The sequence below is a fragment of the Pseudobdellovibrio sp. HCB154 genome, from assembly GCF_046267985.1.
Lineage (GTDB): Bacteria > Bdellovibrionota > Bdellovibrionia > Bdellovibrionales > Bdellovibrionaceae > Pseudobdellovibrio.
In genome coordinates this window covers 1,298,791-1,317,642 of record NZ_CP176530.1, presented here as the reverse complement: position 1 = coordinate 1,317,642, position 18,852 = coordinate 1,298,791, and the positions used below count along the sequence as shown (strand labels likewise).

The following is an 18,852-nucleotide window of genomic DNA, read 5'->3' as shown; positions in this document are numbered from 1 at the left end:
ATTAGCTAAGCTTTGCAAGACAGGGAACGGTTTTGGCAGGAACGAATAGCCTAGAAATTGAAATTCACAATTACTTTCAAGAAGGCACCTCGACCGAGTATGTCAGCCGCGAACTAGTCGCAAAATACGAAAAAATGGAAGTCCTAAGCCCTTCAGAGATTGAAGGGCTTTCGCATTTCTTGATCACCTGCGGACGCTTTGATTTATTAAAAAAACTTTACGTCAAATGTGTTCAACGCGGAAAAATTGGTTCATTCCCCGTAGGCTTTTTAATCGAAGCTTTATCAAAACAACATAAACCTGTTACCGACCGCGCGATGAATGTCTGTGAAGAGATCATCGAAAAACAACCTTTTGAATCGACAGCCTTACAGCAATCTTATGTAAAATCTTTCTCAGTTCAAGTTGCTAAAGAGCTTAAAGAGATTCAAAAAAATTATACCGAAGAACGCTTACGCCAAAAAACACGCCTGATCGAGCAGCTCAATCACTACCGTACGGCGCAACTACAAGAGCAAGAAGAAGCGGTTCTTCAACAGTTAACTAAACTCTACCCGCAAGATTTAGAAATCGGATTATTGAAACAAGCTCATCTCGAGAAAAAAGCCGATGACATCTTAGAGCGAGTTATTTCAAAGCGTGTTATTGCAAAACCTAAAACAAGTATTGATAAAGCCAATACCAGTGAAGAGTTTTTAAAAGACATGCACGATAACATTTTAAAAATCGCTGACGACTTATCAGTCAACCAACCTGATCAGCTTTACAACTTAGCGATCTTAGCTTTTCAATTTGAACTTTTCGAAGCCTGTTTAAAAGTTTTAGAAAAAGCCCCAGAAACATCAGCCAGAGATTGGCTGCGTGCCGAAGCTTTACTTGAAGCCGGCAAATACTTAGAACTTATTCACTTGGTAGAATACTTAGAAGCCAAAGAAACTCATAGCACAGAAACTCCGTTTGGAGCGACGTACTTAAAAGCCATTGCTTACCACGGCCTTGGTAAAAAAGACTTAGCCATTCGTTTAATGGAAAGTATTCTACAAATTGTTCCGTATTATCGTTCTGCTGAAGCCTTACTTGTGGAGTGGAAATCGTGAAGAAATCCACCAAGGTTAGTCTGGCTTTAACGCCAGCTATTTCATTAGTACTTTTAGGTATTTTATGGGTAACCACGATTAAACCGTGGGTTTTAAAAACCGCTAAAGACCAAATTCCTAAAGTAAATAAAATGCAAGACATGGTTCACATCGATGTGGGTCATATTGATTTTTCATTAATTAAACTTCAGGCCTACGCCCATGACGTCAGTGTTACTTTAAACAAAGACGCAAGTAACACCGTGACTGTTCCGCGAGTGCGCGTGCAGATTGATCCGTTTAACTTACTCATCGGCCAATTAAATGTTTCTTACCTTCGTTTTGATGATGCCAAAATTAATTTAAACGAAACGATTTTAAATCTAACACCGAAAAGCGATAATAAAGAAATCGACCTAAAGCCGTTGTATAAATGGCTGCCGAAAATTCCTTTAGAAAAAATCGTGATCAACGACACCCTCTTGATGTTTGATATTCAAAGCCAAAAAGCCAAGCTTAGATCAAACATTGATCTTTTAACTGTGGCTAATCATAAAAAAAGCCTGGTGGCTTCAATCACTGATTCAGAACACGAACTGATCACTAAAAATATTTCCAAAATCACAGGGGCTTCTATTCGCGTTGGTGGCCAAGCTGAGTTATTTGAAAACAAGTTAGAAATTTATAAATTAACAGCCCGAGTAGAAAATTCGGCGATAACAACAAGTGGTGTTTTAAATAATTTCAAATACGCTCTGATCAAACCTGAATTTAGCGTTAAAACCAACGGTTCTCTGATTTTTGAAAACTTAAAACCATTTTATTACTTCTTTGATGTTTCTAATAAGCGTCTTCCGCAAATTTTAGGTCAGCTTAAATTTACGGGTGAAGTTAAAGGTGTAGGCTTTACACAAAACTCAGGTAGCGTTTCCTTACAAACAGAAAACTTACAATTTGATTTTATTAAGTTCGGTAATGCCAATATTAAAATGAACTTAAAAAATAATTCGGTGGCCTTTGACCAAATTCAGCTGAACCACCCGTCTGGCGTTGCCAGCCTTTCAGGCTTTGAATTTACACAAGAAAAACCTTACAAATTTAAAAGCAAGGTTCAGGTTAGCCAATTTAACTTACAAAAACTTTTTGGCTCATTAGAGCAAAAAAATATTCCGGCAGATCTTGATGCTTCAGTTCTTGGAAGCTGTAACGGTCAGTTTATGCCGCTTGAAGTTCACTGTGATGCAAAGATCATCGCTGAAAATGTCTGGGTTAAATCAGACATTAAAAATAAGAACTATATCGTTCAGGTTAAAAAAGGACTTTTAAACGCTAAAGTAAACCTAGATACAAAGGGTGTTACTTTCGACACGCAAGCCAAGCTTAACACTTCTGAATTCACGGGTTCTGGTAAAGTGGAGTTTGAAAACGGCTTTGATATGAAGTTTAAATCCAGCGGTTTTGAAATTAGCCATATCGACAATTTGGCAAATTTAAATATGAAGGGTTTAATCGCCGGCGAGCTCGCAACTTCTGGTGACTCTTCGCGTGGTATTATTAATGCCAAACTTACTGGTAAAAACTTTGAAATCGATAAGTTTCACTTAGGAAATATCACTGCTGATTTAAACTATAAAGACGGCGAAATGTTTTTAAAAAATATCGGTGGCGAAATGGAGCAAAGTTTATATAGCGGAGATTTAGCTTTAAACTTTAAAAACTCCAGCCTTAAAGGTGAAGTAAGACTTCCGCGCCTTTACGGAAAAAGTGTGATTTCAATCTTAAAAGACCGCTTCTACTTACCGTTTACTTTAACGGGCTTAGGTAAAGGTGAAATGACTTTTTCCGGCCCTTTTGATTTCTGGAAGATGAAATATCACTTAAACGCTGAATTAAACCGCGGCGCGATTGCTGAGGAGTCATTTAACCAGTTAACTGCAAACCTTACAGCCAATGGTGATAAAGTTAATTTTGACCGCGTGATTTTAACGAAACCTTCTGGCCACGTTGTGGTTGGTGGTCATATCAACACGCAAAACACAGAGCCGCGTTTTAATTTAGATATTCATTCACAAAATCTGCGTGTTGAAGAAGTTGATCATTTCATTAGACTGTTACCTAAATCGACGGGTCTATTAGCAGTGACCGGTAAAGTCGTAGATACGATTGATAAAATCCAAGTGCAAGGCCAAGCGTCGCTGCGCGACTTCACGATCGAAGGCCAGTCATTATTATCAAGTCAGGGTGATTTTGTTATTAGCCGAAACTTCTTAAGTTTTAATGGTCAGGTTTTTGGCCGCCAAGCTCAGACCTCAATACAAATTCCTTTTAACGAAAAACATGAATTTCTTTTCAAAGCGCAGTTACGCGATTTGAATCCTCTTAATTTCTTGCCGCTTATTAACATTCCACCTCCGGCGGTAGACACGACGGCGGTATTAACTGCTGAAGTCGATTTACGTGCTTCACAAATGGATATTTCGCGTTTAAAAGGCACGGTTAAATTAAATAGCTTTTTACTGGCCCGAAGCAATCAAACTTTAAAATTACAAAAACCCAGTGAAATCGTTTTTAATTCTGGTTTAAAATCACTATCGCCGATCAGCTTACGTGGCGCTGATCAAAACATTGATATCACTCAACACGGCCGCGTGATTAACTTTAACGGCAAATTATTAGCCCGCCCGTTTCAATTTTTAGTTCCTGCTTTAGAAAATCTAAATGGCGTACTTGAATTTGATTTCGGTGTTAATTTAAATGCGAGCAAATTATCTTTAGCCGGCGATGGGTCAATTAAAAATGGTCTTGCGCAATTAAAAGGTTTTCCGTATCCGATTAAAGAAATCAATGCGGTTTTAGATTTTTCTCAGAGTAAATTAATCATTTCGAGCGTGAATGCCCAGCTTAACCAATCTCCAGTAACAGGTTATGGTTATGTTAACTTCTTAGGTTCGCAAAATATTGATGTAAATATCCAGGCTGAAAGTGCGCGTGTTGATTTAGAATTCCCGCCGCAAATGCAAACATCAGGACAAGTTAAAGTTAAAATTTCGGGCCAATGGATGCCGTACACTTTAAAAATTGATTACAATATTGATCAAGGCTTAGTGACCAAAGAATTTATTGGTGGCGCCGAAGACACAAAGCTTACATTGGCACCAAGCCGTTATTTACCACCACAACAGCTTAACCAGCAAAGCCCTACGTTATTATTGGATGTAAACCCGAAATTTCCTAAAGGCATCATTATTAAAAACTCAATTCTTGAAGGAACAGCTACCGGCGAATTACGCATTACGGGGTCTCCCGAGATTCCAATCATTACTGGCCGCGTGGATGTGGTTCCTGGCAGCAAGCTGATTTACCGTGACAAGCAGTTTGATATTCAAACAGGTTTTGTAATCTTTAATCCGGGTGACCAAAAATCTCCCGATATTAATCCTGAGATTTTCATGAATGCGAGCACTCGCGTAACTGACTACGACGTTAATTTATTAATTTCTGGCCAGGCCAAAACACTTTCAATTAAACCGACATCACAACCGCCGTTAAGTGAAAATGACATTATTTCTTTACTGGCATTAGGATTTACATCTTCGCAACAAGATCAAAATTTAACTTCAGATACCCAGCAAAAACAAACCGGTCTTGAAGTGCTTGCGACAGTGGCGAACCAATCTAGATTTAATAAACAAATTCAAGAAAAACTGGGCCTAAACGTGCAAATCGCACCCTCTGTGGATTCAACGAAAAATATCGCGGTTCCGAAAGTGGTTGTGAGCCGAAAAATAACGAAAAAAATCAATGCTTCGTACTCTAGGCCGTTGACTGGCTCGCAACAAAGTAATGAAGTAAAACTACAATGGCTGTTTCACCCCGATTATTCACTGAACTTGAATTATCAAAATCAGACGGATACAAACGAAACAGGTATTATTCAAAATAATGAAAACGACACAGGTAACTACGGGATTGATCTCGAGTATAAGAAGGAATTTAAATAATGAGCGTTAAAAGCTTACTTTGCTCTTTATTATTTTTCGTTCTTGTACGCCCGGCATTGGCGCAAACATACCCAGCGTTTAATCTTAAAGATTGGCCACCTGATGTGATTACCCCTTTAACTAAAAAATTTCCGGCCTTATTGCAAAAATCGCTTACGCCAGAAGATATCTCGCAGTTAATTAAAGATATTCACCTTGATTTAAATTTTAACCAATTAAAAGTGGTTGAAAAAGATGGCGAGCTTTTTTTAGTCGGAACCTTAAGCTCTAAAGTTGAGTCAATTAACTTTACCGGCCTTAAAGCTATTGATGAAGATGAAGCTCAAGAAATTTTTGCCGTTGGTGCTTCAGAAGCCCAAGACGAAAACAAAGTAGCTGCCGGTGTCGAACGTTTAACAAACTACTTTAAAAATATCGGATATCGTAAAGCGCAAATTAGCTCACGTGTTGTCGCTAAAGGCACAACCGCCCGTGATCTTATCGTCGATTTAAATTTAGGAAAAATCACAAGAATTTCTGAAATTAAGGTCGAAGGTTTACCTAAAAACGAAGTTGTTGATATCGAACGCGATTTCACTTGGAATGGAAAAAACAAAATCTTATCTGATGAAAACTTAAAAATTGTTAACCGTTCTTTAAGAAAATCATTAAACAATTTAGGATATTATCTAGTTAATATTCCATCGCCTTCGATTTCATTCAGCGCCGATGAGCAAAAAACACGTTTAAATTACAAACTTGTACCACAGCCAAAATATAAAATTGAAATCACCGGCCAACAGTATCAACGAAAAGATGCGAGTGATCTTTCAATTACAAAACCTGTCTTATTAAATGACGTTTTAAAAATTGATGAGTACTTCACAAGCGAACCTAACTTTGGTTCGGACTTAGCTGAAAAAATTCGTTTATACTACTTATCGCAAGGTTTTGCTCACTGTGAAGTTCCTTACTACGAGCGCAAAGAAGGCGATGTTACGGTTCTGACTTTAAATATTAGCGAAGGCCCGCTAGTTAAAATCGAACGCATTGCAGTCTCTGGCAATATTTCTCGTCCTGAAAAGTATTACGTTGAAACGTTTAAAAAACTTTCTTCTACTAAAACGCAAGAAAACGTTTTAATTCAATCTGATATTGAACAAGCGGCTAAAAACTTAATTACGTATCTGCAAAACGAAGGTTACGTAAACGCTAAACTTTCGCGCATTCAAGTCGGAACTGAAAACAGACGTTCTAATAAAGCGATTATCGTTTTGCAAATCGAAGAAGGACCGCAAGCCACAATCGATAAAATTACCGTGACCGGAAATCGCTTTTTCTCGACTGAAAAAATTAATGAAGTTTTGGGTTTAAAACCAGGACAAAGATTAAGCCTTGTTGAACTTGAAACAGCCATTTATAACTTAAAAACATTTTATGCTGATAACGGTTTTATCGAATCAAAATTATTATCAGAAAATAAAGATCTTATTCAGTATTCAGACAGTTTAACTGAAGCTTCGTTAAAAATTGACATCTTCGAAGGCCCACAAATTCGCGTGGGTTCAATTTTAATCGAAGGTAATGATATGACTCACGCGAAACTAATTCTAACAGAGTTAGATTTTAAAGTGGGTGAATTATTAACTCCGGCGAAATTAGATGAATCTACGACCCGTTTACAACGTACCGGGCATTTTTCAACGATTGAAATTTACACATTAGAAGCCAACACCGATGTGAAAGAACGTACTGTTGTGGTGCGTGTGAATGAACGTAAACCTGGCGTATTTACGGCCGGTGTGGGTTTAACGAATGAAAATGATTTCACCGTGCATGGTTTCACAGGTATCGCTTATCGTAATATCGGTGGCTGGGGCCGTGGAGCTTCGTTACGCGGTGAAGGTAAATACAATCCAACGATTGTTAAGTTTTTAGAATATAAGGTGACTGCCGGATACCTTGAGCCTTATTTATTTGATACACGTTTACGTTTTCGCGTGAACTATACAACAGCCCGTGACGTATCAGATTTAAGTATCAGAAAAGTAACGATTTCAAATCAAGCGGTGTGGTCATTAGAGCAAGATTTCACATCTCACTTAACAGGAATTTATGAAATTCTAAACGTCTCAAATTACGTTGATAAAGGGATTACCCGCCAAGACGAAATTGATAACGGTTATTCACGCGAAGATTTAGTGATCTCAACAACAGGTCCTACAATTGACCTTGATTACCGCGATAATATTTTAAATCCGACCGATGGCCACTGGACACGCTTAACTTTAGAGTATTCAGCCGATGCGATCGGAAATCATAACGTTGATGATTTCTACCGTGCCACAGGCCAATTCACGCTGTATTCACCAATTTGGGAAGAGCAAGGTTTAGTGTGGGTTAATTCCTACCGTGCGGGATATGTTAAAACTCTAGGCAACCATGAATTTGGTGTTCCGTTTGATAAAAAAGGTTTCATTTTAGGTGGCCGCTCAACGATTCGTGGTTTTGAATCGAGCGAGTTTTTCCCGACGACAAATAAGCAGCTTCCGGCGAGCTATAAATTAGACAATTATTCAGTTTTCCAATTAATCAAATCAGAGTTACGATTTCCACTTTTTAGCTCTGAAAACTTAATGGGAGCTGTGTTTTACGACGGCGGTGAAGTAATCGTTGATCATATTTCATTCGAAGACCGCTACCGCGATGCTGCAGGAGTAGGCTTACGCTACAATACTCCGGTCGGTCCGCTTAATTTAGAATATGCCCGAAAGCTCGACAGAAAGAGCTACGAGTCAGAAGGGGCTTTTCATTTGTCAGTAGGCGTCTTCTAAGTTACGTTTTCAGGGTTGTTATAAGAACGAAAACTAACAGGAGACAACCCCTATGCGTCAACACACTGTACGTGTTTACCCGTCTAAAGAAAAAATCGAACGCCGTGACCAACTGGCTTGGAAAATGGCTGAAATCTGCACTGATAACGCTCCCATCAAAGAAGACGTTATCGACATGGTTATTAACCGTATTATCGACAATGCTTCAGTTGCAATTGCTTCAGCTAACCGCCACCCGGTAGCTTCAGCTCGTGCAATGGCTTTAGCTCACCCACGCGCTGGTGGTGCTACTGTATTCGGTATGCCGAATGACCAAAAATTTTCTTGTGAATGGGCTGCATGGGCTAACGGAACTGCGGTTCGTGAATTAGATTACCATGATACTTTCTTAGCAGCTGATTACTCTCACCCTGCTGACAACATTCCACCAATCTTAGCAGTAGCTCAACAAACTGGTAAAAACGGTAAAGAATTATTAAAAGGTATCGTTGCCGCTTACGAATTACACGTAGACCTTGTTAAAGGTATCTGCTTACACAAACATAAAAAAGATCATATTGCTCACTTATGCCCTGCTGCTGCAGGTGGTATCGGTACACTTTTAGGTTTACCAACTGAAAACGTTTTCCAAGCTATTCAACAAGCGGTTCACGTTTCTTTCACTACTCGCCAATCTCGTAAAGGCGAAATCTCTTCTTGGAAAGCTTACGCTCCTGCTCACGCTGGTAAATTAGCTATCGAAGCAGTCGATCGTACTATGCGCGGCGAAGGCGCTCCATCTCCGATTTACGAAGGTGAAGATTCAGTTATCGCTTACTGCTTAGATGGTAAAGATGGTAAATACGTTGTTCCACTTCCAGAAGTTGGCGAAGAAAAACGCGCGATCTTAGAAACTTACACTAAAGAACACTCTGCTGAATACCAATCACAAGCGTTAATCGATTTAGCTTCTCGCATGAAAGCAAAAATTTCTAACTTTGATGATGTTAAATCAGTTGTGATCCACACGTCTCACCACACGCACTACGTAATCGGTACTGGCGCCAACGATCCACAAAAAATGGATCCTAAAGCTTCTCGCGAAACTTTAGATCACTCGATCATGTACATCTTCGCAGTAGCTTTACAAGATGGTACTTGGCACCACGTTGATTCATACACGCCAGAGCGCGCTCAACGTGCTGACACTGTTCGTTTATGGCACAAAATTTCTACGCTTGAAGATCCTAAATGGACTGCTGCTTACCATGACCAAGATCCGAATAAAAAAATGTTCGGTGGCCGTGTAGAAATCACTATGAACGACGGCACAAAAATCGTTGATGAATTAGGTGTTGCTAACGCGCATCCAGCTGGTGCTAAACCGTTCAAACGTGCTGATTACATCCGTAAGTTTGACATCTTAACTTCTGATATCATTACTAAAGAAGAACGTAACCGTTTCATCTCTTTATGTGAGCGCTTACCAGAGTTAACTGCGGCTGAAGTTCAACAGTTAAACGTACAAATCCCGATCGATAAAATGATCAACAATAAACGCGACCAAAAAGGTATCTTCTAAGGACTAACGATATGATGTTTCCTACTCTTACAGCGGCTGAAAAAAGAAAAAATTTTCGTGATCAACTAAAAACTGGAAAACTTTTACAGTTTCCGGGATCGTTTTCTCCGCTGGTGAGTATGATGATTGAACAAAAAGGTTTTGATGGTGTTTACATCTCAGGATCTGTTTTATCGAATGACTTAGGTTACCCAGACATCGGTTTGACTACTTTAACTGAAGTAGCAAACCGTGGTCGTCAAATCGCCCGCACAACTAAATTACCATCAATCATTGATGCTGATACAGGTTGGGGCGAACCAATGAATGTCACTCGCACGATTCAAGAATTTATTGAAATGGGTCTTGCGGGTTGCCATCTTGAAGATCAAGAAAACCCAAAACGCTGTGGCCACTTAGACAACAAATCTGTTGTTGAGTCTTCGCAAATGATTAAAAAAATCAAAGCTGCGGTAAACGGTAAAAAACTTGATCCTAATTTCTTAATTATCGCCCGTACAGATTCACGTGCTTCAGAAGGTTTAGATAAAGCTATCGATCGCGCTAAAGCTTACGTTGATGCCGGTGCTGAGATGATCTTTCCAGAAGCTATGCAGAACGAAAAAGAATTCGAAGCGATGAGAAAAGCGATTTCTGTTCCATTACTTGCGAACATGACTGAATTCGGTAAAGGTAAATTATACTCTAAGACTGAATTAGAAAACCTAGGTTACAACTTAGTGATCTACCCTGTTACAACTTTACGTTTAGCTATGGGTAACACTGAAAAAGGCTTAGACATTATCAAATCAACTGGATCGCAAGAACAAGCCGTACCTTTAATGCAAACTCGTCAGCAATTGTATGATCTTACAAACTACGAAGCCTACAACTCGTTTGACCAATCAATTTTCAATTTTAAATTAAATAACAATCAATAAGAAGAAAGAGAGAAAAGGAACCATGGCTGAATATATCAATCCCGATTACGTAGCTGAACCAGAAAAAATGAACGTTAAAAAAGGTCTTGAAGGCGTTGTAATGGATACTTCATCAGTATCTAAAGTAAATGCTGAAACGAACTCTTTAGTTTACCGTGGTTACCCAGTACAAGATTTAGCTGAAAACTGCTCTTTCGAAGAAGTAGCTTACTTAATGTATAATGGCGAACTTCCGAACAAAGCTCAATTAGCTGAGTTCTCTGCTAAAGAAAAATCATTACGTGATATCTCTAAAGACAATTTAAATGTTATCAAAGCATTACCAAAAAAGTGCCACCCGATGGATTCTATCCGCACTGGTGTTTCTTTCTTAGGTTGTGAAGACGAAAGAATCTGGGATGCATCTCCTGCTGTTAACATGGATAAAGCGATCCGTTTATTAGCTAAAATCCCAACTATGGTTGCTGCTGATTACCGTTTCAAAAAAGGTTTAGACTTTATTGCTCCAAACCCTTCTTTATCAATCGCTGAAAACTTCTTCCACATGTGCTTTGGTAAAGTACCAGATGCAAAAGTGGTTAAAGCTTTCGACGTCTCTTTAATTTTATACGCTGAGCACTCTTTCAACGCTTCTACTTTCACTTCTCGCGTTGTTACATCAACTCAATCTGACATTTACTCGGCTACTACGGCTGGTATCGGTGCTTTAAAAGGACCTTTACACGGTGGTGCGAATGAAATGGTTATGCACATGATGATCGAAATCGCTGATCCAGCTAAAGCTGAACAGTGGATGTTAGATGCTTTAGCTAACAAACGTAAAGTTATGGGCTTTGGTCACCGCGTTTACAAATCTGGTGATTCACGCGTTCCTACAATGAAAAAATACGCGCAAGTTATGGCTGACGTAACTGGCGAACAAAAATGGATGCAAATGTATGCGTCTTTAGAAAAAGTAATGGTAGAGAAAAAGAAAATCTACCCTAACTTAGACTTCCCGGCTGGTCCTGCTTACTACATGATGGGTTTTGAAATCGATTTCTTTACCCCGATCTTCGTAATGGCTCGTACAACGGGTTGGTCAGCTCACATCATGGAACAAACGGCAAATAACCGTATCATCCGTCCATTATCTGAGTACATCGGTGCTCCTCAACGTAACGTTAAACCTCTATCTGAAAGATAGTCGTTAACGGCACAAGTTGAAAAACAAAAAAGCCAAGGTTATTAGCCTTGGCTTTTTTGTTTTTTACAGGGCTGCAGCTGAAATATGGCTACGAACAGATTGGGATTTAAATTTACCCTTCGCTTTAATTTTTACGGTTGCAACTTTTTTCGTTTCGATGACTTCGGCAGTATGTACAGTAGAGCAGCCTAATAAGATGATAAGGGCGATAAACAAAACTGTATAAATGTTTTTTAAGCTCTTTTTTTTCATATAACTTTCCTCTTTTTAGTGATCTTTTGCGTGAGGAAAAGTTAACCTTCCGGCTCAAAGTAAGCCAATTTTGTGAGTACGCTTTGTATACTTTTGTGTACATTGATATATAAGACTGATCGTTTTAATTAAATAATTTCAATATGTTATAAGTCATATCTGTACACTTTTTATATTAATTCATAGAGTATTTTTTATATTTGAGTACAAATGGCCAGTTTTGTAGTAAACTAATAGAGACAGAAAAATACACCTTATTTAAAGGCGTTTTAAGTGACAACAAATGATCCGACTAACATTTTCGAATATACTGATTACAGAAAATTTCTGGCGGATTACTACACTCATAAAAAAGCCAATAACCCTGGGTACAGCCACAGGGTTTTCGCCCGTCAAGCAGGCTTAAGCTCACCGTCACATCTTTTAATGATTATCAAAGGCGAAAGAAATTTATCGATTAAAACTATTGCCAAGTTTGCTGAAGGCTTAAAACTATCAGCCAAAGAGAAAAAATATTTTGAATGGTTGGTACTGTACACACAGGCCGATGAGCTGCCACAAAAAGCACAGTATTTCGGCGAAATTATTTCGATGAAAGCGGCCACTTCAGGATTATACAAATTAGAAAAAGATAAATTTGATTTTTTGTCGCAATGGTACTGCGTTGCGATCTACGTCATGATCGATTTAAAAGATTTTAAACCTGATCCGGAATGGATCAGCCGCAGACTTGGTGATAAAATAACAGCCTCGCAAGTCAAAGAGACTATAGATAAACTCCTCAAGCTAAATATGATCGAACCAGATCCGGCTAAAGGATTAAAACAAGTGTCTGGCGCCCTAACTGTGGCCGACGACACCAGATCCATGGCTGTATTTGAATACCATCAATCCATGATTCGATTAGCCTTTGAGGCCTTAAAAAAAAGCCCCCAAACAGAACGCGAAATGAATGGCGCCACGATCACTATACCCAAAGACAGACTTCCAGAAATAAAAGAAAAAATTCGCGCTTTCAGAAAAGAAATTAATCAACTGGCCAGCTCTTACAGCGACGCCGAAGAAGTTTACCAATTAAATATCCAGCTCTTTTCGCTGACGGCATCGAAGCCGAAATAATTATTAAGGAATAATTTCGATCTTACCCGACTCGCAATCCACTTTCGTTTTCTTTACACCGAAAGCGTAAACATAAACTTTACCGGCGCGTGGGATTTCACCTTTGATCATCGAAATAGAATCTTGTGCTAACATCTTTAGCCAAGAATCTGAAGTTGATTTAACCGTAGTCTCCAAAGCAGAAACGGCGCGAGCATTACCGATATGGCCTAATGCCATAGCCGCACTCCACTTTGATTGATTACCGACAGTTTCACTAGATAAGGCTTTAGATAACGAAGCCACAGCCGCATCACCCATGCCGATGAGCTTGTTCGTTGAAATCACAACTTTACAAGCGTCTAATTCACTTTCTACTTTAGCCAACTCAGAATTAACGTTCATCTCAAGATCGTTGGCGTTTGCTACACACGTACTACTGACAAAGAGAAAAGCGATTAAAATATTTTTCACAATTATTCTCCCGCTGGACCTGCAGTTTGAGCTACTAACGGAATACCCATCATTAATTTATACATGTCCAAATCAACACCGTAGTTATCTTTAACTAAAGTTAACTGACCGACGTCATTGATGTGGGCCGTATCGTATAAGAAGTAAACCGGAACCGAACGACCTAAATCAAGATTTGGATCTGGCCTATCAGCGATAGGCATACGATTAAGAGTTCTGTCATGTAAAGACTGAATTGTGTAAGGCATATTAGTTAAAGGGTCAATCGTTGCACCAGAATACTCATCAGTTAATGGATCGTGTGTAGCACCAAGTAACATGATCGCTAACTCCCACGGTTTTTCCATACGAACACAACCAGAACTTAATAGACGGTCACGGTTTGCAAATAACTCTCTTTGATTTGTGTCGTGCATATAGATGCTATTTGTTCCATTTAATGGGAACTTAATCCAACCTAAAGCATTTTGTTCCCCACCTGGGCGCTGGACGATACGCAAAGCGCGGGCTACTTTATCCGGTCTTTGACCTGGAATCAGTTCAAATCTGGCTTTCTCATCTTGGAAAAGCTTCATAAATGCTGGCCAGTTTTCTTGAGTCGCAGTAATCGTATTATCTACTGGGTTTGTAAATCTTCTCATAACATCCATAAACGGATATTCCTGACCAGTCATCGCCATATGACGAGCGTTGTAATCAGCAATGATCTTCATGTTCTCAACGATGAATGTGTAACGTTTTTCAGTTACATCTGCAAAACCACCCCAACCAGAAAACATTTTTGTTTTATCTTTAAAATAAGGTGTTGGAGCCACAGTCCAAGTTGGATTTAAAATCATCGTTGTAATTTTACTTGTTAAAATTGGTGTTGGACGTTCTTTAGCACCATTGATTGTTTTAAACGTCAAAGCAATCTGATTATTTTTATAATAGAAAAAACGTTGCGCTGCTAAGTTTACGTGAACATACTCGGATGTTAAATTGTCAGGTAACCAGCGTGAACGATCCAAATTAAGTTTGATACGCGTAATGATTTGTTCGATAGGCGTCGTCAACAAACCATAACTGTCTTTACCGATCACACCGTCACGACCTAAAAGATTGTTGTCTTGTAGCTCTTCAATCGCAATTTGTAATTCATCAGTATAATTCGGATCATTGATAAATCTGTTGTAATCATTGATCTCTTGAGCTTCTGGAGTAAAAGTAGAAGCCGGATCAATCTGTACTTTTTTCTTATAGCCAAATAAAGCTAAACGTTTACGAGCAAATTTAATGGCAATGGCGTCTTTTGAACCGCGTTTAATAACTGATCTATTTACCGGTACATCTGAGTCTGAAATTTCACCTTTTTTATAGGCTGTCGTAACTCGACGGTATAACTCTAGAAGTCTTGTGTAACTTGCATTTTTAGGACGGAATGTTGCAAATAATTGCTCGCCCGTGATCTCGCCTTTTTCAAAACGGAATAATTCTTTTTGAATTAAAGCTGGTAAACCTTTTGCCGAACCTTTAATTTTATCAATACTAACTAAAGTTTTATCGCCTAATTTTTCAGGCTGAATATAACCACGGTTTAAAGCGATCATCATTTTGTAAACTACGTTGTAAGCTGTTTTACGTAATTCATTCTTGTCATTCATTTGAGCTTGGTAATTTAATGTCGCAGCAACTTGGTCATCAACAAACCAATCACGTTGCATACCTTCAGCATCAGCTAAAATTAAAAGTTGGTTAATTTTATTTAAATATTCATTTTGAATTAAAGCACCTTGCGAACGTAAAACTAAAGTCTCACTCGCTAGCGGAGTCGCGATCGCAGATACAGGAGGCGCGACAACATTCATCGGAGCAGCTGCAATAGCTGGATTAACTTGCGAAAACGCCGGCGCCGTAAACATCATTCCTAAGATAAAAGGGGCAAATTTATTTAATTTCATACAAGTGTCCTTCTTTACAGATTCTCAGTTGAAATAGAAAAAGATGTTTTCATCTCACGGGCTTTAATCGCACGCTCTACGATAATCTCGTTCGCACGCGAACGAGGGGCATAAATTGATTGCGTACCATTTGCTGTTTTTAAAACAATTGAAGAACCTTCTTCGTCTTGGTTAACTTCAATCACTTGGCCGCGAAATGTTTTAGAGTAAGTCGCCGAGGCTTCGATGTGAAAAGCCAGGGTAGCTAATAATACTGTTAAAGCTGCTAGGACACGTTTAAACTTCATAAAACACCTCTTCCAAGGTGTCTCATAGCGATTCCAATTCCACCCTATAAACGAATAGGTTGGTTTTAACGGTTAAAAACTATTCAAAGGATTTACACAGCGACAGTTTTTGCGAGCACTAAATGTCTTTGTTGTTTCTAGGGTTCGAAGTAAGACCCATAAATTGCATTAATCTCGTATAAATAAATAAAAACGACGACAGATCTAATTAAATTGCTTTAGATGATTTCTCGAGTAACTCATTACGGCTCTGTTTAGTCAATTGACACTTTGAAAATGGAGAGCAAATGAAATTCTACTTTTTAGCGCTAACTTGCTTTTTTATTTTTGCGTGTTCAAATAATACCGGCAATACAAATGACCCCCATACTGTAAATGTGCAAGGCGGTGTTGATGTTGGGAATATGAGTTCCAGTTCGGCAATTCCAATGACCCATGCAACTGTGACTTACCCAAATACTTGGAAGGCTACTCTACTTGAGAAATCGTTAATTTTAACAAACGCAGGTTCTTCAACAATCCAAGCTCGTCGCTCAGATATAATAAATTTAGTTGCCCCTACTCAAATAGCGCTACAAAACTATTTAAAAACAAAGTATCCGGATCGTAATTATGAAATGATCGAAATCAACGGTCTTAAAGGCGTTAGAGCAGAACTTAAAAATTCGGCCAAAGAAAAAGAATCAGATATTTATTTAGTCTCAGAACTTAAAGATTTTGTCCACATTACAAGCAAGTTGAATAACTTAAGTAATGGTTTTACTGAAGGTGAAGATATTATTTCGACTGTGCGTTTGAAATACAAAGGCGTAGCTGTAAAGGGCTCCTCAATAAAAACATTTGAAATTGGAATAGGGTTTAATGGATATTCCTTTTCAGGGCAATGTTATACCAACTTTGCTCAATTAGGTGATTGTTTTGGATTTGATATAAAAGGTAATAGCCAATACTTATGGGTCAATGACGGTCGAATAATTGAAATTGGATCAGCTAAAGATATTGCATTTGATTCGATTAGAATCGATGGAGAATATTTACTTGCTCCTCAAAGTAAAACTGCAATTCAAGAAATTTACTCAGCTTTCACACCAAAAGACCAATCTGCTGATCAGAATTCAATTAAAGTAAAGCAAGACTATATCTACTTGATTAGAGCAGTAAATTGGCCTTACGAAGATCTAATCATAAAAATGCAAACTGGTAGCTTAACTAACAATACACTAACTGTAACCTACCAAGTCTTGGTTTCGGTCGAGCCCGAGGTTCTTAAAAATCAGGTAAATATTATAAATAAAAATACCATTGAAAATGAAATGCCTTTAGCCGAAGGCGAAGTCACGCTTTACAATCACGATAATTCAAATAATAAATACTACGCTAGTTTCAATTTTCAATATTCAAATAGTGGAAATAATTTTATTGTTCAAAACAGTTGGGATTTTACCTTCAATAAAGCTTGTGACGGACCAACTTTTCAAGGCACTAATGAAATATTAGCTGTAGGAGACGTAATTACTTTTGATTTCAAAAGCCTCTCAAGTATACAAAAATCAGATTTTCCAGACCCAAATCTATATGATGAAACAAAGTGTGGAGTCATAGTTGAAGTAGGCAAGACTTACGGAGTTTATCATCACGAAAATGGCCCTAATGCGAGATCCGTATTTGGTGCAATACACGTTCTTGATATGGATAAAGATGGCAAATGGGTTAGATTAAAGTTTCGTCGTATCTCTGTTAGTAAACCAGAGAAATTTCAAAAATGGATTCCGACACCGTCGCCGCCAGATCAAATTCAAAAGCTCGAAACTCCAACTCCGGTTACGGCACTTAACAGAGTGAATCAGCTTAATCCTTATGTACTGAATCTGGAAGATGACCTAATTTCATTTAAAACAATGAATGGACTAGATAGTTTATCTATCGATAATTTAATTTATCCACAAGAAAACGGGTTTTTTAATTTTGGTAAAACAGTGGATATTAATAGTATTACACTAAATGATATTACTAATAAAAAAGGTCAATTCAGCAACAAAGTAAACTTCAATGAAGGTGATGTTATAGGAATTTATATCGAAACATACTTAGAAAAGGTAATCTTAGTTGTTAAAATCCAAGAACACAACGTCGGCAAGTCAGTTACTTTAAGTACCAAATATCTAGATCATGCTGAAGTCCATTATGGTAAACAACAATAACTTTTTATCTGTTGTTACATAGAACAAGACTTGAGAACCATATTTTCAAGCCAAATATGTGAAGATAACGGCGAAGATTTTAAAGCCTTGTCAGTTTCACCTAATAAAACTAACGACTCTTCAAGTTTTCTTACCGGCCACCCTTTAGCTTGTGCACAGTATTCTTCAATAAAATACGGAGAAACATTCGCTAGGTTCGCAAGCTTTGCTCCACCAATGCCCTGATCCATCCCCGTTCTTACAGTAAGTAAGATACGCATATGGCGGGCTAATAAATTAACAATACCGATTTCGTTTTGGCCTTGATCTAAAAGACTTACGATTTGCTCTAAAGCACGCACGCGGTCTTTTTGGCCTACAGCTTTAGTAAAATCAAAAACACTTTCTTCACGGCTGTTAGAAACGACAGCGTTAACGTGTTCAACATCAACAGTTGCTGCACCATCTAAGTAAACTTTGATTTTTTCTAACTGTGCGTAGATTTCAGATAAGTTATTACCCACTAAACGGTGCAATCTATGAACTGCACCTTGAGTTAGTTTTAATTCATACTGAGAAGCATAGTAATTAATCCAGCGAGGAATTTCATTATCGTAAGGCTTTTTAAACTCTAAAGCTGAAGACGTATCAATCAGGTTTTTAAAATGCTTTTTACGTTTATCAATTTTATCGGCAAATAAAACAAACACTGTTGAATCAACAGGGTTTTTAAAAAGCGATTCTAATTCGTTCCACTCAGACTCTTTTAACTCGTGCGAGTTTTTTAAAATCACCACACGGCGCTGGGCAAACACAGGTAATGTTTCAACCGTATCTTTGATACTTTGAACATCAGCATCGCTGGCATAGAATAACGAATAGTTAAAATCAAAAGAGTTTTCGTCTAACAAACCGTATTTAAAACGGTTTACACATTGATCGATCAGAAATGGCTCATCACCAAAGATAAAATAAACAGGAGAAACATTTCCTGATTCTAAATCTTTATAAAATTTATTCTGATCAATTATCGCCATTAAAACTTTTTACTGTGTAAACGTAAC

The 18,852-nt window shown here is 38.2% G+C and carries 13 protein-coding genes; 8 read left to right on the top strand and 5 right to left on the bottom strand.

What is annotated here, in order from left to right:
* Positions 1–32 precede the first annotated feature (32 nt).
* From ACKWCF_RS06600 to ACKWCF_RS06575, 6 genes are read left to right on the top strand one after another with little or no spacing between them, the layout of a single operon-like run.
* Entirely contained in the window at positions 33–1,097 is a 1,065-nt protein-coding gene (locus tag ACKWCF_RS06600) for a hypothetical protein (protein ID WP_409479915.1), read from the top strand.
* Positions 1,094–5,077, top strand: a complete 3,984-nt coding sequence (locus ACKWCF_RS06595; RefSeq protein WP_409479914.1) for a translocation/assembly module TamB domain-containing protein — start codon at positions 1,094–1,096, stop codon at positions 5,075–5,077. Before ACKWCF_RS06600 ends, ACKWCF_RS06595 begins: the two co-directional genes overlap by 4 nt.
* Entirely contained in the window at positions 5,077–7,890 is a 2,814-nt protein-coding gene (locus ACKWCF_RS06590) for a POTRA domain-containing protein (RefSeq protein ID WP_409479913.1), read from the top strand. Before ACKWCF_RS06595 ends, ACKWCF_RS06590 begins: the two co-directional genes overlap by 1 nt.
* Positions 7,891–7,942: 52 nt before the next feature.
* The gene (locus ACKWCF_RS06585; protein WP_409479912.1) at positions 7,943–9,451 is read left to right on the top strand and encodes an MmgE/PrpD family protein; all 1,509 of its coding nucleotides are present in this window, start codon (positions 7,943–7,945) and stop codon (positions 9,449–9,451) included.
* Positions 9,452–9,462: 11 nt separating this feature from the next.
* Positions 9,463–10,371: a methylisocitrate lyase gene (gene prpB / locus ACKWCF_RS06580; protein WP_409479911.1), complete on the top strand. Its 909-nt coding sequence runs from the start codon at positions 9,463–9,465 to the stop codon at positions 10,369–10,371.
* Between the two features lie 22 nt (positions 10,372–10,393).
* Positions 10,394–11,557, top strand: a complete 1,164-nt coding sequence (locus ACKWCF_RS06575) for a bifunctional 2-methylcitrate synthase/citrate synthase (protein ID WP_409479910.1) — start codon at positions 10,394–10,396, stop codon at positions 11,555–11,557.
* Between the two features lie 63 nt (positions 11,558–11,620).
* Here ACKWCF_RS06575 and ACKWCF_RS06570 read toward each other — a convergent pair whose 3' ends face one another.
* The gene (locus tag ACKWCF_RS06570) at positions 11,621–11,809 is read right to left on the bottom strand and encodes a hypothetical protein (protein ID WP_409479909.1); all 189 of its coding nucleotides are present in this window, start codon (positions 11,807–11,809) and stop codon (positions 11,621–11,623) included.
* A 273-nt stretch (positions 11,810–12,082) separates the two neighbouring features.
* On the opposite strand from ACKWCF_RS06570, the gene ACKWCF_RS06565 reads away from it, so the two are divergent.
* Complete coding sequence (locus ACKWCF_RS06565; protein ID WP_409479908.1) at positions 12,083–12,928, top strand: TIGR02147 family protein; 846 nt, start codon at positions 12,083–12,085, stop codon at positions 12,926–12,928.
* A 3-nt stretch (positions 12,929–12,931) separates the two neighbouring features.
* On the opposite strand, the gene ACKWCF_RS06560 is transcribed toward ACKWCF_RS06565, so the two are convergent.
* Genes ACKWCF_RS06560 through ACKWCF_RS06550 form a run of 3 tightly spaced genes read right to left on the bottom strand, consistent with a single transcriptional unit; the run spans position 12,932 to position 15,608 of the window.
* Positions 12,932–13,381: a HEAT repeat domain-containing protein gene (locus ACKWCF_RS06560; RefSeq protein WP_409479907.1), complete on the bottom strand. Its 450-nt coding sequence runs from the start codon at positions 13,379–13,381 to the stop codon at positions 12,932–12,934.
* Positions 13,382–13,383: 2 nt separating this feature from the next.
* On the bottom strand, positions 13,384–15,321 hold the full coding sequence (locus tag ACKWCF_RS06555; protein WP_409479906.1) for a L,D-transpeptidase family protein: 1,938 nt from the start codon (positions 15,319–15,321) through the stop codon (positions 13,384–13,386).
* Positions 15,322–15,335: 14 nt separating this feature from the next.
* A complete protein-coding gene (locus ACKWCF_RS06550) occupies positions 15,336–15,608 on the bottom strand; it encodes a hypothetical protein (protein ID WP_409479905.1) in 273 nt (90 codons plus the stop codon).
* 287 nt (positions 15,609–15,895) lie between these two features.
* On the opposite strand from ACKWCF_RS06550, the gene ACKWCF_RS06545 reads away from it, so the two are divergent.
* Entirely contained in the window at positions 15,896–17,809 is a 1,914-nt protein-coding gene (locus tag ACKWCF_RS06545) for a hypothetical protein (RefSeq protein WP_409479904.1), read from the top strand.
* 14 nt (positions 17,810–17,823) lie between these two features.
* Here the strand turns inward: ACKWCF_RS06545 and holA are convergent, their stop codons facing one another.
* Entirely contained in the window at positions 17,824–18,825 is a 1,002-nt protein-coding gene (gene holA, locus ACKWCF_RS06540; RefSeq protein ID WP_409479903.1) for a DNA polymerase III subunit delta, read from the bottom strand.
* Between the last annotated feature and the right edge of the window lie 27 nt (positions 18,826–18,852).